Origin of the sequence: Enterobacter sp. ENT02 (assembly GCF_019219165.1) — a bacterium.
Classification (GTDB): domain Bacteria; phylum Pseudomonadota; class Gammaproteobacteria; order Enterobacterales; family Enterobacteriaceae; genus Enterobacter; species Enterobacter mori.
This window is the reverse complement of record NZ_JAHUWD010000006.1, coordinates 12,883-28,463: the sequence shown is the minus strand read 5'-3', so window position 1 is coordinate 28,463 and position 15,581 is coordinate 12,883. Positions and strand designations below refer to the sequence as shown.

Genomic DNA, 15,581 nt, shown 5'->3' with positions numbered 1-15,581 from the left:
TTCAGCATATAAATCCAGACCGTAACTTTTATTTAACCAAAAACCAGTTTTAATCACTAATATTTGAAAAGTGTGAAGCATTTCATGGAAGGTATTTCGCTGGTCTGAAAATTATCCGCTTTTTGTTGCTTTTATCACCGCCTCGCGACTTTGTAACAGATTGAAATGTCGCTTTTGCTATGCGTAATATGGCCTTTCGTTCGTCCAAAAATAAGAAAATATTATGCAAGCAACAGCCACAACACTTAACGAAGGGGCGGAAAACGTTCCGGTCAACTCGCGTAACAAAGTTGTCGTCGCATCGCTGATTGGCACCGCCATTGAGTTCTTCGACTTTTATATTTATGCCACCGCAGCGGTTATCGTCTTCCCGCATATTTTCTTCCCGCAGGGCGACCCGACGGCGGCAACGCTACAGTCTCTGGCAACCTTTGCTATCGCCTTCGTGGCGCGTCCAATTGGTTCAGCGGTCTTTGGTCACTTTGGCGATCGCGTTGGCCGCAAAGTGACGCTTGTGGCGTCGCTGCTGACGATGGGGATTTCGACCGTGGCCATCGGTCTGCTGCCCACTTACGAAACCATCGGCATTCTGGCGCCGGTTCTGCTGGCGCTGGCGCGTTTTGGTCAGGGTTTGGGCCTGGGTGGTGAATGGGGTGGCGCGGCGCTGCTGGCTACCGAGAACGCCCCGGCGCGCAAGCGTGCGCTGTATGGCTCATTTCCGCAACTGGGCGCACCGATTGGCTTCTTCTTCGCGAACGGCACCTTCCTGCTGCTCTCCTGGCTGCTGACGGATGAACAGTTCATGAGCTGGGGCTGGCGTATTCCGTTTGTCTTCTCTGCCGTACTGGTGCTGATTGGTCTGTATGTGCGCGTCTCTCTGCACGAAACGCCGGTCTTTGCCAAAGTCGCGGCCGCAAAAAAACAGGTAAAAGTACCGCTGGGAACGCTGCTGACCAAACACGTCCGCGTGACCGTGCTGGGCACCTTTATCATGCTGGCGACGTATACGCTGTTCTACATCATGACCGTCTACTCAATGACGTACAGCACCGCCGCCGCGCCGGTGGGTCTGGGTCTGCCGCGTAACGAAGTGCTGTGGATGCTGATGATGGCGGTGATTGGCTTTGGCGTGATGGTGCCGATTGCGGGCCTGCTGGCGGATAAGTTTGGTCGCCGCTCAAGCATGATTGTGATCACCACGCTGATTATTCTGTTCGCGCTGTTCGTCTTCCCGCCGCTGTTGGGTTCCGGTAGCCCTGCACTGGTGATGGCGTATCTGCTGATTGGCCTGAGCCTGATGGGCCTGACCTTCGGCCCGATGGGTGCGCTGCTGCCGGAGCTGTTCCCGACGGAAGTGCGTTACACGGGCGCGTCGTTCTCCTACAACGTTGCCTCTATTCTGGGCGCGTCCGTTGCGCCGTATATTGCTACCTGGCTGCAGGCGAACTATGGTCTGTTCTACGTGGGCGTCTATCTGGCGGCCATGGCAGCACTGACGCTGATTGCGCTGCTGCTGACGCACGAGACTAAGCATCAGGCTCTGTAATACACTGCGGCCTGATGCCCTCACCCCGGCCCTCTCCCACAGGGAGAGGGAGAAGGGAGCTACTTCTTCATCTGCGACAAAATGTTCCGACACTGATTGGCATCCCCTTCTGACGGCGAAATCAGCGCCAGCAGCGCCGCAGCGGGCGTCACCAGCGTGGCAAGCGCTGCCGCTACCGCACCGCGCGCAATCAGCGGCCCGGGCTTCACGCCCGCCTGCGGATTTTTGAAGGTGCCGCGCACGTAGAGCGGCGAGCGCAGGGTGATGATACGTATCCCCTTACTTTCCGGGTCGATGGTGAGATCAAGTTGCTCAGAGGCCATACTGGCCGTCCCGGTCACGTTGATCACCGCGTTCTCCGTATCGAAGGCGAAGATCTGCGGGCGCGCCACGCCGTTGACCAGATCCACGTTTGCCGCCGCGCAGTTCACGCGGACTTCATCGTCGCCGAAAATCTGGCCGATGATAAAGTTTCCGACGTTAAGCCCCAGAATTTCCATCAGGTTGCGGCTGATCAGCCCGTCGTTCATCAGCAGTTTCAGGTTACCATTACCGCTGCCCAGCAGTGCCGCCACGGAGTTGCCCACGCCGCGAATGTCGGCATCGCCGTTCATCTCACCGAGGGTTTTCTGCATCAGTTCGACGTCAGGCATCAGCTCTTTTAGCTTAAGCCTGCGCGCCTGAATCTCTGCCCGTCCCTGCATCGGCTTTTTGTCGCCTTCCAGATGAATGTTCGAGGAAATCGTCCCACCCGCCATGCCAAACTTGAGCGGCTGCAGGCGCAGATCGGCGTTTTTCAGGATGATATGCGTCGAGAGATCGCTCAACGGCAGCGTGCTGCCATGCTCAATTTTACGCCCTTTGAAGCGGACGTCCGCATCCATCACGTCCCACTTATCGGTCTCAAAGCGATCGTAAGGCAGCACTTTTCCCGCAGGCTGGATGTCCTTTTTCACCTCTTTTGATTTGGTGCCTTTGCCGGAATCCACACCAATCAGCGGGCCGAGATCGGCCAGGCGCAGCTGGCGGGATTCCACATCCCCTTCCAGTTTCGGACGCGGTTTGCCGGTGGTGTAGGTCAGCGAACCGTGAATATCGCTGTCGCCAATGCGGCCGTTGAAATCCCTGTAGTCAAAGACCGACGATTTCTCGGTGTCGATTTTTGCCACCAGATGCCCGTCCGTTTCAAACGGTGGGGTATCCGGCAGCAGCACGCCGGTCAGTTCATACAGCTCACCCAGCGAATCACCGGCAAACTTCAGCTGCAGGTCAACACCGCCCATGTTCATCGGGTCGTTAACCGTGCCCACGAACGCCACGCGGGTGTTGCCGGAACGGAAATCCGCCTGCACCGGGAACGGTGTGCCCTCGCTCCTGAGCGCCAGCATGCCGCCAATCTTCCCTTTCCCGGTCAGCGGCTGGTCGTTATAGCGCCCTTTTGCCGTCAGACCGAAAACGTAATCGCCAGCTTTTGCGCTGTCGCCTTTGGCCTTGCTGCCCGTGACTTCGCTAAACGGCAGTGGCTTGCCGAGCGGATCGACCAGGATCTCCACGTCTGCTTTGCTGACCTTATCGTCAATGGCGATCCGCCCGCGATCGAAAAGAATATTATCGAGGCGGAACGACCACGAAGAGGGCTGCGCATTGGGATCTTTCTCGCCGTCGCTGGCAAGGTTAAACGTCCAGTTGTTGTTCTTTTCAGAAAGGCGGATCAGGCGTGCGTCGGGCTGCTGGAGTTTGATCCACGGCAGGTAAACCGTTTTGGTCAGCAGCGCGAGCGGTGCCAGCGTGGCTTCAACGCGCGGCAGGTGAACCATTGTCACGTCAGGGATGTCCGGCGGGTTGCCAAGAATAATGTCATCGGCGTGAACGTGCGGCCAGGGCACCCAGCTTCGCCAGCCGGTCTCCTCTTTCTGCCGTTCCCATACCACACCCAGATCGCCGCGTATGGCAAAAGGTCGGTTCAGCTCAGTTGAGACTTTCTGGTTGATGGTCGGCTTAAGACGGTTCCAGTCGAATGTCGCAATAATGATGATGGCGACCACGATCAACAACAAGAAAATCCCTGAGATCCAGGCGATAACCCTGGTTGTCTTTGTCATTTTTGTCCCCTTTCCTGATGACCTGTCCTGTAAAACTATAGTCCAGACAAAGGGAAGCGGGCAGTTCAGAGCGTCGTTATCACCGTTTCGAGCGTATCCATCGGCACCGGGCGAGAGAGGAAGTAGCCCTGCGCAGCGGCGGCAGGAGAGTTTTGCACATCACGCCACTCTTCCAGCGTTTCAACGCCTTCAACAATCACGCCCTGGCAATAGCGATTCATCAGCTGCAGCAGCAGCGTGAACAGGTTTCGACCTTCCTGCGTCTGGCGCAGCATGATAAAGAGGTCGCGGGCCACTTTGATGTAGTCGTAACGAACTTCGCTAAGGGCCGAGAAGTTCGCCATGCCGGTGCCGAAGTCATCCAGCCACAGCGGGCCAAACTCGCACATGGAGGCAAATGAGGAGTCCTGCGGCAGGCGGACGTGCTCCACCAGTTCAAAACGCATCCAGGGCAGGGAGGCAATCAGCGCCTGCAATTTCTCGTTCTGGCGCAATGCCAGCAGAGTTGGGCCGTCTACATTGACCGACGCAAGGATATCGTGCCGGGCGAAAAATGCCTGCTTCGTTGCCAGCATCCGGAGTTGTTCTTCCAGCACATCCAGGCGCTGGCGAACCGCCACCTCCGCAAAATAGCGGTCAGGCGCAATGCGCTGTGAAGGATTCGATGGGTGTGTAACGACCGTTAAAATCTCAATCGCCATCAGCCGACCATCGGTGCGATAGATGGGCTGATAGGTGTACGCTCGATCACATTGCAGCCAGTAGCGATGCTCCTGCAAGTTCTCAATACTTGCCTCTGGCGTAGTGTTCAGCCGCTGGATAACCTGCTCTGACTTCATTTCAGATGTCCTGTTGTATGGGATGACCTTTTTGGACTCGTCACTGGGTTATCGGCGCGCTAATTGAGAACTTTATGTTCAATTAGCCGGGAAAATGAAATTAAGATGACAGAAATTTGCAGGAACACGCGCTGGCTCAAAAAAAATATTGGAACGTCGTTTTAATATGGTTGACCACAAAATCCACTCAACGCACACTACCGTAAATTACTCTGTTCAGGTTCACGACTATGTCCAAAAAAATTGCCGTGATTGGCGAATGCATGATTGAGCTGTCCCAAAAAGGCGAGGAAGTCAGCCGCGGTTTTGGTGGCGATACATTAAACACATCTGTTTATATTGCCCGTCAGGTTGCTCCTGACGCACTGAGCGTGAACTACGTTACTGCGCTTGGGACGGACAGCTTCAGCGAGCAGATGCTGGCGTCCTGGCAGAGCGAGAATGTTCACACCTCCCTTATCCAGCGTATGGAAAACCGCCTGCCGGGTCTGTACTACATCGAAACTGACAGCACCGGCGAGCGCACCTTCTACTACTGGCGTAACGAAGCCGCCGCCAAATTCTGGCTGGAAAGCGATGCCGCCGCCGCCATTTGCGAAGAGCTGGCTACCTTTGACTACCTCTATCTGAGCGGGATCAGCCTGGCGATCCTGAGCCCGGAAAGCCGGGAAAAGCTGCTGTCTCTGCTGCGCGAATGCCGCGCCAACGGCGGCAAGGTGATCTTCGATAATAACTATCGCCCTCGCCTGTGGGCCAGCCGCGAAGAGACGCAGCAGGTTTATCAGCAGATGCTGGAATGCACCGACATCGCATTTCTGACCCTGGATGATGAAGACGCCCTGTGGGGTGAGAAGCCAGTGGATGAGGTTATCTCACGCACTCAGGCTGCTGGCGTGAGCGAAGTGGTGATTAAACGCGGTGCGGATTCATGCCTGGTGGCCATCGCGGGCGAAGCGGTGGTTGAGGTACCTGCGGTGAAACTGGCGAAAGAGAAAGTGATTGATACGACGGCGGCGGGAGATTCTTTCAGCGCGGGGTATCTGGCGGTACGCCTGACGGGCGGGACACCTGAAGCGGCGGCACAGCGTGGTCACCTAACGGCGAGTACCGTGATTCAGTATCGCGGGGCGATTATTCCACGTGAGGCAATGCCTGTTTAAATAAGGTGCGGGCTGATGCCCTCACCCTAACCCTCTCCCACAGGGAGAGGGAACAAAGAACCAGGGTCTTACTGCCCCTGCGGAATATCGCTCGCATCCTGGTGCAAATCATCCGCCGATGCAGCCTGTGCAGGCTGCGCTTCAGGCGTCATGATCGCATCCCAGGTCGCTTTCAGTTCCTTCATGTTATATTCCGGCTCGCCTTGCGGCTGCAGCAGAATCAACGCCATATCCTGCGATAGCTGCTGACGTAAATCCTGATTTAACATTTCTACGGTCAGACCGCTGAGGAAATCCTGGCGTAGCTTTTGATACTGCTCCGGCGCGATATCGACCACCTGGTTTTGCAGGGAGCGAATACGCTGGCTAATCAGGATATCGGTATCGGCGCGAGCATAGGTGGCAAACAGTTTCTGCAGCTCAAGTGATTTCTGCGCGACCAGCGCGTTGAACTCCTCTTCAGAGAGCCCCTCTTTACGCACTTTTGCCAGCTCTTTCGCCACCACGCCCAGGTTCGTATTCAGCTTATCGCCCGGCGATTCAACGTTAATGGCGCACTGCGCACGCTGGAACAACACGCGGCAGTCAAAGCCCAGACCAATATTCTTCACGTTGTTTTTACTGAGCGTTTGCTGAACGTGCCAGAACAGCGCTTCACGCGCCAGGTCTGCACGCCAGTAGCGCAGCAGCGCGGCGGATTCGCGAATAGGCTGCCAGGCGGTGTCCCACATCATAGAGAGACGATCCTGACGTACGGTGTCCGTCATGATGCTGACAGACTCAGGACGCAGCGGCGAAAGGGTCGGTACGGGCGCAGGCGTCTCACGCTTGCCTTTAAGCTCACCAAATACCTTGTTGATTTGCTCGACGACCGCACGGCTATCCACATTGCCGACCACGATCAGGGTCATCGCATCCGGGGTGTACCATTTCTGGTAGAACGATTTGACCTGCTCGGCATCCACAGGCTGCTTCAGCGGCTCTGCCGGATCGTGACCGAGCAGCGTTGACCCTTTCAGGCGGTAGCGCCACCAGCCCTCTTTGGTATCGACAGGCCAGGTCGCCACCATGTCACTGTTACTCAGCGCATAGTTGACGGTTTCCGGCGTCACCGACAGGTTACCGGTGGCGTCGGAGAGATAGGTCAGCGCCTCTTTCAGCAGGTCGTTACGGTTATTTGGCAGACTCAGGTTGAACATGGTGTAGTCGTATGACACAACCGCAGGGGGCAGAGGACGTTTCGGGTCGATGGCCTGTTGCCAGAGCGAACGCACCTGTACCGCCTGCAAACTGCCGCTCTGGGTGAGCGCCAGTCGAGGAATAAAGTGGCTGAAGCCAGTCTGCTGGGTGCTTTCAGTGAGGGAACCGGTATTCACTGACAAACGAATTTCAATACGATCGCTGGGACGCTGCGGAGTCGCTAACAACTGCCACTGAAAACCATTCGCCAGGGTCCCTTGTTGCCAGGCCGGGTCTGGCTGGAGCGCATCTGCCTGCACATAACTGGCTGCTGCCATCATCAGCAAACCGCCGGTTAAGAGTCGAATTTTTGTGCCCTGCATGTGAACCCCTGATCAACATTCCTGGTTAAAAAGAGTGTCTCGTGACGTGAGCACTCTAAAGATGACGATGAAAACACTCCGATTAGACCGCGTGTTAAGCCAAACGTCACGGAGGGAAGTGAAATATACCCAAAAAAAATCTTGTCGAAGTATGACAGGTATGAAGCATTATTATGCGCAGGAGCCCGCATCCCGACAAGGGAATGCGGGCAATTATGACGTGATTAAGAGGATAAACCTGCTGATTTGCTGTCAGTTGGGCGATTATTTAACGTATCGGTGAGCTTTTTGTGATCCAGCTCTTTCACCCATTTCGCCACCACCACCGTAGCCACACCGTTACCCACCAGGTTGGTTAAGGCGCGCGCTTCAGACATAAAGCGGTCAATACCCAGGATCAGCGCCAGGCCAGCCACCGGCAGGTGTCCCACCGCTGAAATGGTCGCCGCCAGCACAATGAACCCACTTCCGGTAACACCCGCCGCCCCTTTCGAGGAGAGCAGGAGCACCACCAGCAGGGTGATTTGATGGAAGATATCCATATGGCTGTTGGTCGCCTGGGCGATAAACACCGCGGCCATCGTCAGGTATATCGAGGTGCCGTCCAGGTTAAAGGAATAGCCCGTAGGGATCACCAGCCCCACCACCGACTTCCGGCAGCCCAGTTTTTCCATCTTATCGAGCATACGCGGCAGCGCCGACTCAGAGGACGAGGTGCCCAGAACAATCAGTAACTCTTCACGGATGTAGCGGATGAACTTGAAGATGCTGAACCCCGCCGCACGGGCGATTGAGCCCAGCACCACCACCACAAACAGAATACAGGTGATGTAGAAGCAGATAATCAGCTGTCCCAGCTGTACCAGCGTGCCGACGCCGTATTTACCGATGGTAAACGCCATCGCGCCGAAGGCACCGATCGGGGCCAGACGCATGATCATGTTGATGATGCCGAAGATGACCTGCGAGAAGCTTTCAATGACGTTGAAGATGAGCTGGCCTTTGCTGCCCAGACGGTGCAGGGCAAAGCCAAACATCACGGCAAACAGCAGCACCTGCAGGATATTGCCACTGGCGAATGCGCCGATAACGCTGCTCGGAATCACGTCGAGCAGGAAGGCGACAACCCCCTGATCTTTCGCTTGCTCGGCGTAAACGGCTACCGCCTTCGCATCGAGCGTGGCCGGGTCAACGTTCATTCCCGCGCCAGGCTGAACGACGTTAACAATGATCAGGCCGATAATCAGGGCAAGCGTACTGACCACTTCGAAATAGAGAAGTGCCACTGCACCGGTACGTCCGACCGCCTTCATGCTTTCCATGCCAGCGATACCCGTCACCACCGTACAGAAGATGACCGGGGCAATGACCATTTTGATGAGCTTCACGAATGCGTCGCCAAGCGGCTTCATTTGTGCGCCCAGTTCAGGGTAGTAGTGGCCAAGCAGAATACCGACTGCGATGGCTGTCAGGACCTGAAAGTAAAGGCTTTTGAAGATTGAGGTTTTCATAGGGTGTCCTTGGGAAGAAAAACCACAGGCTTTTTAAGGTTATGGTTAACCTGCGGCTCTAAAATAACACCCGCATAACAGGACAGAAATAAACCAGGTTCAAATTTGAAACAGAAATGTTAAGAACTTTGAGCTGGCTCGCACAAGCCAGCAACAAAATTACACTTTTGCGTTATTGCCCACGTCGGCAAGGTAGCTTTTTTCGAAGATATCCGACGGCACGGCACGGCCAAATAAGAAGCCCTGACCGCCCTCCACACCCGCTTTAGCCAGCCAGTCTCGCTGGTCTTCATTTTCGATACCTTCAGCAATCACATGCAGGTTGAGACTGCGCGCCATCTGGATAATGGCCTCGACCATACTGCTGTCTTCCGGTAGCCCATCGACAAAGGTTTTGTCGATTTTCAGCACGTCGACCGGCAGCGTTTTCATATGCTGAAGCTGCCGCAGTCCGGCGTAGCCCATACCGAAATCGTCCAGCGCGATGCGAACACCCGCGTTACGCAGCGGTTTCAGGATCGCCACGGCTTCGTTCGGGTCGTCAATACGACGGCTCTCCGTCACTTCCAGAATCAGCGTGTCCGGCTGGATGCGATAGCGGTGGATCAGCTCCAGCAGCTCCGACACCATGGTCGGGTGCATCAGCTGTAAAGCGGAGAGGTTTACCGACAGCGGCAGGGTGATGCCCCGCTCCTGCCAGGCCGCAAGCTGGCGGCAGGACTCTTCCAGCACCCAGTACCCCACGCTGACCATCAGGCCACAGGATTCAATCCGGTCAATCAGCCCCTCAGGCAGCTCCCATGAGCCATCCGGCTGCTGCATACGCAGCAACGCTTCGGCACTGTTTACTTCACCGGTGAGCAAATTGACCTGCGGCTGCAGCCAGATGGCAAACTGGCGGTTGTCCATCGCGGTCAGTATGTCGCTCTCTTCGGTCAGACGCTGCTGCGCCTTTTCCATCTGCTCCGGGTCGAAGAACTGGATCTGATTCTTCCCTTTGCGTCGCGCGGTGAAGGCCGCCGAGAATGCGCGACGGTAAAGCTGCTCTGCCGTCAGGTCGCCGTAGAACATCGCAATCCCGATACTGGCGCTCGGACGAAGCTGGATCCCCTGAATCGGTAACCGCTCATTAATGACAGTGAGCACTTGCTGACCTAGCGTAATAGCGTGCCATGGCTCTTTCACCCCATGCGCGATGATCACCAGGTCATAGCCGCTAACCTGAGTCAGCACCATGCGCGGGGCAAGCACCGATTTCACCTTTTCCACCAGCGTCAGGAGCAGCATTTCACGCTGGCTCTCCTTGAGCACGCCCGCCGTATCCTGCAAGGTTTCGCAGGCGACCACCATCAGTGCGGTGGTCTGTTGGCGGGCAACCGTCTGCTCCAGCATCGCCATCAGGAAGGCTTTATTTGGCAAATCGGACACCGGGAAACGGGTGGCACTGATATTGAGTTCATCCTGCTGGCGCATAATGCGCTGTTGATTGATGTTGTAGCTGCGCACCAGCATGCCGATTTCATCGTCATGATGCAGACGCGGCAGCGCAATCTGGTGGCCTATCTGCTCCTGCGGCGGGAGATCGTTCAGCTCTCTGGCGATGCGGCGTAACGGATGCACGATCAAACGGTTAATACACCAGGTGAGCGCGACGCTCAAAATAAGCGTCAAAAGTAAGTAAGCAGTCACTAACGTCGCAACCCAACTCATGACAAACTTATACATGCGATAGGAGTCTGACTGAAGGACAAGGTAGGCTAACGGCTGAGGGTTGGCCGGACGTTCCAGTGAATAGATGGGCAGGGAAATTTGCACCGGTAGCTCAAACATGCGCATGACCATGACCGGGACGGGGCGTTCAGGAATGAAGCGCATCCGTAACGCCTGAAACTGATTAGGCAGAACGACATCCGCGCGGCTGACAATACCCGCAGGCTGGATGCGTTTTAAAATGGTTTCCGCGTCGGGAATGTCCCCTTTCAGGATCGCGGCCGACAGCGGCTCACGCACCTCACGGGCAATACTTTCGAGTTGCGAAGCCGTGTTGTAGCGATTCTGCTGTACGGCATGAAACAGCAAAATAACGCTGAAGAGAAAGACAAACAGCATTGTGACGGCTGAAACCATCGCCATCTGTTTGATCGTTAAAGAACGGCTAACACGCAAAATGACTCTCCACAGAACTCGAAGCGCAGGGCGCACCAGGGAGTGAACCTGGTGCGCCTGAGTATACCCGATTGCTGCACTTTTAAGAGAGACTTACAATTGGATTAAGTTAAATCCGATTACCAGTCGGCGTAAGGGACCAGCGGCTCTGGCGGCAGGTCCATATCGCCCTGCCAGCCTGCAGCAGAATAACGCACGTAGAGCAGCGCATGGCTCGGGGTATAGTCTTTTGCTTCCTGAATATCCACGCCCAGACCGACAAACCAGTTGGAGGTCACGCGGCGCTCGATAATCGCCCTCGCGGTATAACCTGTACCGGAGGAGCTGCTACCGGTTTCCATTTCGCCTCTGTCGGTATAGCGGCCAGGCTCATCGGTTGGGATCAGACCCTGTTTCGGATAACGCAACTCATCTTTCGTCTTCGAATGCGACCAGGAGACCGAACCGCCCAGCTCCCATGACCAGTTCTCAGTACGCTTGCGCCAGGTGACGGGCAACGCAAAGGAGACATACTCCTGCGGACTGTAGTAGCCACCTTGTCCCAGCGTGTAGCCACTGAGATCTTTGTCGTAATGCCAAAGCATGTTAGACACACCGACCGTCAGACGTTCGTTGTTCTCGTTGATCAGCTTGTAGTAATAGCCGGTCATCCAGCGGATGCGCCAGTTATCTTCCACATTTTTACCGGTCAGGCTGTCCATGTTCAGGCTTGACCAGACGCCGTTCGCCTCACCTTTGTCATAGCTTACGCTCACACCGCCGCCGGTCGAACGGACGCCGCCCCAGGTGGTGTTGGTATTGGTATCTTTTTGCCCGGCAAAGGCCAGAACAGAACTGGAGATAGGACGACGATGCGCGTTCAGGGTGTAGCCAATCGGCCCCAGGTCACTGCTGTAGCTCACGCCACCGACCACATCCACCACGTCGAAGCCCATTGGCGTCGTACCCAGATCCCACGCCCAGGTTTTATTCTGCCAGCCCACAGCCACGCTAGCACCGTTCGCTGACTGGTTCGTGTTGCCGCTACATGGCGTTTCGGCACAGGTACCCCATTTCGGATCGTAGGTGCCGTTATTGGTGGCAAACGAGCCAGCGTCCATATTGACCAGATCGCTTCGGAAGAACATGCGTCCATCCGACAATGGCGCGTCGACCTGCAGCATCGTGGTATGCGCTTTCAGGTCGGAATAGCCACCGGTGCCGCTGGAGCCCCAGTAGTCGTGTTGCAGCGTGACGTTCACATCCTGCTGGCGATACAAATCACCGGCATCGCTGCGCACGCCGCGCTTCAGCCAGTCGTCTTTTTCATCATTTCGCGTCAGGCGGGTGAAGCTGTCGTTATCCGCCGGGCGAGTTGACGTGATGCCGGACGACACCATCGCGTCTTTATAGGTTTCCAGCGCCTGCTGCGGCTGGCCGTTCTGGGCCTGGAATCGTGCCGCATCACGCAGCACCAGCGCATTGTCCATCGATGCGGGCTGCGATTTGGCTTGAGGGATAATCTTGCTAAAGGTTTGCTCTGCGGCGGCAGAATCGCCCAGGCCAGCCTGCGCCATGGCGATCCGACGTTGCATATTGAGCGACGGCGGTTGACCATTTTGCGCGGCAGGCAGTTTTGCCAGCTCGGCACGCGCCGCATCTTTATCACCTTGCGCGATATAAACTTCGGTCAGTCCGAGGAGCGCATCTTCGTTTTGCGGCTCACGCTGGAGCACGGTGCTGTAGGCCGCTTTCGCGGCGTTATGATCGCCACGCTGTTCTGCCCAGTCTGCCAGTGTTAAATCGATACGTGTGGATGCTGGCTGCTGACGAAGCAGGTCTTCAGCCTCCTGCGCTTTCCCGCTGTCACGCAGGCGGTTAGCGGTTTCCAGCACCTGATTGCTCTGCAGTCGGTCAGCCAGCTCCTGAATATTGCCGTTCCACTTGTCGCGCGGCAGGGTATCCAGATGCGCCAGCGCGGCGCGATCCTGATCGTTCCCCGAGAGATACAGCCCGTTGGCGTAGACCTGATCCGGATCGCCCGGCTTCTGGCTTGCCAGCTGGCGCATGAGAGTATCCGCCTGACTGCGCTGACCCGCGCTGTAGAGATCCCGCGACAGACGGTAGGTGATCCATACGTCTCCCGGCGAGAGCGCAAGGCGACGACGCTGAATTTCTGCGGCCTGGGCGTATTGTCCCTGGTTTTCCAGCTGCTCTGCCTGCGCGGAGAGCTGTTCGTTGGTCAGGCTACGTTCAATATCATCTATGCTGCGACGCTGGCTGGCCGAGAGTGACTGAATAAACTGTGTCGCCTTCTCCGGCGACTGCGCGCGATACACATTGGCGAGGCCGCGCACCGCATTACTGTTGCCGCTGTCCATGCGCAGCGCCTGACGGTAATACCGCTCGGCGGCGTCGTTATCTTTGCGCGCGGCGGCGGCATCGCCCAACCCCAACACCGCATAGCTGTCGGTATTATCGATATTGCGCGCCTGCTGGAAATAGCGCTCCGCCTGGGCAGTATTGTTAGCTTTCAGCGCAGCATCACCCTGCTGGATCAGCAGCCAGTAGCGGTTGACCTTCAGTAGGCTGTCCCACTTGCCCCGATTATCGCTCTGCGGATCGAGGGCGATTGCCTTTTCAAACTGCGCCACCGCGCGAGCACGGTCACCTTTTTGTGAATAGGCCTGGCCCAGCGCGCCCACGGCTTCGCTGTCGGTATGGTTGGCACTGACCGCTTTTTGCAGTTCTGCCACCGCTTTACCGCCCTGCCCGGCATCCACTGCGGCTAGCCCTTCGGCTTTGGCGCGGAACGTTGGGTCGGCAAGTTGTTTTTGCTGTGCGTCAAGCTGTGCCCGCGCCGCCGTCACGTTGTCGCCATCGCTAAACACCGTGAGGTATTTCTGCAGCGCGCTAACGCTGGCACTGCTGGCAGGCTGATCTTTAATTTGCTGATACCACATATCAGAAGCCTGATTGCGGCCATTGTTGGATTTCGCCATCGCCTGCAACACCGCAAAACCTTCATCGCGGCGTCCGCTCTGGAACAGGAGTTGCGCCAGCGCAGCCTGCTGCTGCGTATTGCCCGGATTACTGGCATTAATCTTCTTCAGCTGATTAATGGCGGCATTCCGTCTGGCGGGCTCTTTGGCTACAAGCGTCCAGTATTCTGCTGCCAGGTCCCCATCCGGCGGATCGCCAGCAAACAGTTTGTCATAGGCGGCAATGGCTTCCTGCGTATGACCTGTCGTCGCCAACAGGCGAGCCTGCTGCAAGGCCTGGCGGCCATCCGGCGTGGAGAGCAGCATCGTGTTGCGGGACGTTTTGTATGCGCTGGAGCTCGGCGCCATGCCTTTCAGGCGGTCCAGCTCTTTTTGCGCGCCCGCGTTATCTCCCTGACGTAAGAGATAACGGAAACGTGCGGCAATTACGTCCGGGTTATTCGGGTCGATCAGCTCCAGTCGGTAAAGCGACTGGCGAACCAAATCCTCACGCTGCGTCGATTCGCCCAGACGAACCTGCTCCAGCAACTGTTGCTGCTGGGGGGAATTGGCGGCCCCGGCCATTGGCATCAGTGCCAGGCCAAGCGATAAACTGAGTAGATTTATTGTGAACTTGCGCATTCCTGGCCCCAATCCGGTATTAATTCACCCTGTGTGGTGAAGCGAAAACGATGCTGATCCCACCCTTGCCCAAAGAGGGTCAGTACATAGCTGTAATAGGCATTATTATCAGGAAAACGATCGGCGACGCGCTGTCGTTGCACTGCCTGCGCGTCCCGATTCTGTAAAAAAGGTAGCAGAGAGGCAGAAAAACCGACCGGGCCTTTATCCGTCCGTTTTCCGGTTGCCACGTCTACTTTCTCCGGCGGTACACCCTGCTTTGCCGTCACCGTTGCCATTGGCTTAAAGCGTGCCAGCAGCCGAGCCTTCTGCGGGTCTTTATCATTCATCATGCCCACCCAGAGATAAACGCGGATGGCGTCGTAGCTGCCCACCAGCGATTTATCCTGACCGAGCTGCCAGCCTCTGTTTTTCTGGTACTGCACCCAGTTCGGGGAGAAGCCTTTCGGTGCCGTCTCCAGCAATAAACGCAGATTGGTTTCACGAAGCGTGGTCCACGGCGTACCAAATCGGGTGAAATAGTTCGCTAGCTGTGGCGGGAGGTAGCTGGGGTTAAAGCGCCAGGCGTTCTCTTCGGCAAATCCGGTTTTACCCGGCAGCAGCATGAAGCCCAGACCCGGCACTTTCACCACTTCCTCGCTGACGATGCGTTTTAGCAGCCCCTTGCCTGTGCGGGTGTAGTCCTGATTTTTCCACAGCCGCCCTGCTTCCAGCAGCGACCAGGCAATCCAGATATCGGCATCGGACGCGGAGTTTGGGTCGATAACCGCCCAGGTCTCTTTGTCCTTTTGCCCCCACAGCCAGGCAGGCAGGTTGGTCGCTAAATCGCCCCCGGCGAGATTATCGCGCGTCCACGCCAGCAGCAAATCGAACGCTTTACGATCGTTTGCTGCCAGGGCAAAGAACAGCGCGTAGCTTTGCCCTTCAGAGGTGGTAATTTTTCGCGCGTCACTGGGATCGATAACGCGCCCGCTTTCGCTGATGTAGTCCTGTTTAAACTGTTCCCAGGCAGGCCAGCTACAGGCGGCGCGTAGATTTGTCGCCGCCAGCATCAACACGGCGAATACACACCAGCGAAAGCCTTTCATCACAG

9 protein-coding genes are annotated in these 15,581 nt (G+C 56.5%); 2 read left to right on the top strand and 7 right to left on the bottom strand.

All coding sequences use genetic code 11. The features are described from left to right. Positions 1 to 223: 223 nt before the first annotated feature. Entirely contained in the window at positions 224 to 1,546 is a 1,323-nt protein-coding gene (locus KW829_RS17175; protein WP_010426025.1) for an MFS transporter, read from the top strand. Between the two features lie 59 nt (positions 1,547 to 1,605). Here the strand turns inward: KW829_RS17175 and KW829_RS17170 are convergent, their stop codons facing one another. Both KW829_RS17170 and pdeH read right to left on the bottom strand, forming a co-directional pair. Next, positions 1,606 to 3,648, bottom strand: coding sequence for an AsmA family protein (locus KW829_RS17170; protein ID WP_218308698.1), 2,043 nt, complete (start codon positions 3,646 to 3,648; stop codon positions 1,606 to 1,608). A 65-nt stretch (positions 3,649 to 3,713) separates the two neighbouring features. Further along, positions 3,714 to 4,487 carry a cyclic-guanylate-specific phosphodiesterase gene (gene pdeH / locus KW829_RS17165; protein WP_010426029.1) on the bottom strand — a complete coding sequence of 258 codons (774 nt, stop codon included), beginning with the start codon at positions 4,485 to 4,487 and terminating at the stop codon, positions 3,714 to 3,716. 230 nt (positions 4,488 to 4,717) lie between these two features. Here pdeH and KW829_RS17160 point away from each other — a divergent pair, with 230 nt between their 5' ends. Continuing rightward, complete coding sequence (locus KW829_RS17160; protein ID WP_089599343.1) at positions 4,718 to 5,647, top strand: sugar kinase; 930 nt, start codon at positions 4,718 to 4,720, stop codon at positions 5,645 to 5,647. A gap of 68 nt (positions 5,648 to 5,715) precedes the next feature. On the opposite strand, the gene KW829_RS17155 is transcribed toward KW829_RS17160, so the two are convergent. The 5 genes from KW829_RS17155 to bcsZ form a co-directional block, all read right to left on the bottom strand. Next, entirely contained in the window at positions 5,716 to 7,209 is a 1,494-nt protein-coding gene (locus KW829_RS17155; RefSeq protein WP_089599344.1) for a pitrilysin family protein, read from the bottom strand. A 224-nt stretch (positions 7,210 to 7,433) separates the two neighbouring features. Then, positions 7,434 to 8,720, bottom strand: a complete 1,287-nt coding sequence (locus KW829_RS17150) for a dicarboxylate/amino acid:cation symporter (RefSeq protein ID WP_010426035.1) — start codon at positions 8,718 to 8,720, stop codon at positions 7,434 to 7,436. Between the two features lie 159 nt (positions 8,721 to 8,879). Further along, positions 8,880 to 10,886 carry a biofilm formation regulator HmsP gene (gene hmsP / locus KW829_RS17145; protein WP_218308697.1) on the bottom strand — a complete coding sequence of 669 codons (2,007 nt, stop codon included), beginning with the start codon at positions 10,884 to 10,886 and terminating at the stop codon, positions 8,880 to 8,882. A gap of 119 nt (positions 10,887 to 11,005) precedes the next feature. Beyond that, a complete protein-coding gene (bcsC, locus tag KW829_RS17140) occupies positions 11,006 to 14,488 on the bottom strand; it encodes a cellulose synthase complex outer membrane protein BcsC (protein WP_174339980.1) in 3,483 nt (1,160 codons plus the stop codon). Beyond that, complete coding sequence (bcsZ, locus tag KW829_RS17135; protein ID WP_010426040.1) at positions 14,470 to 15,576, bottom strand: cellulose synthase complex periplasmic endoglucanase BcsZ; 1,107 nt, start codon at positions 15,574 to 15,576, stop codon at positions 14,470 to 14,472. The genes bcsC and bcsZ overlap by 19 nt, the downstream gene beginning before the upstream one ends. Between the last annotated feature and the right edge of the window lie 5 nt (positions 15,577 to 15,581).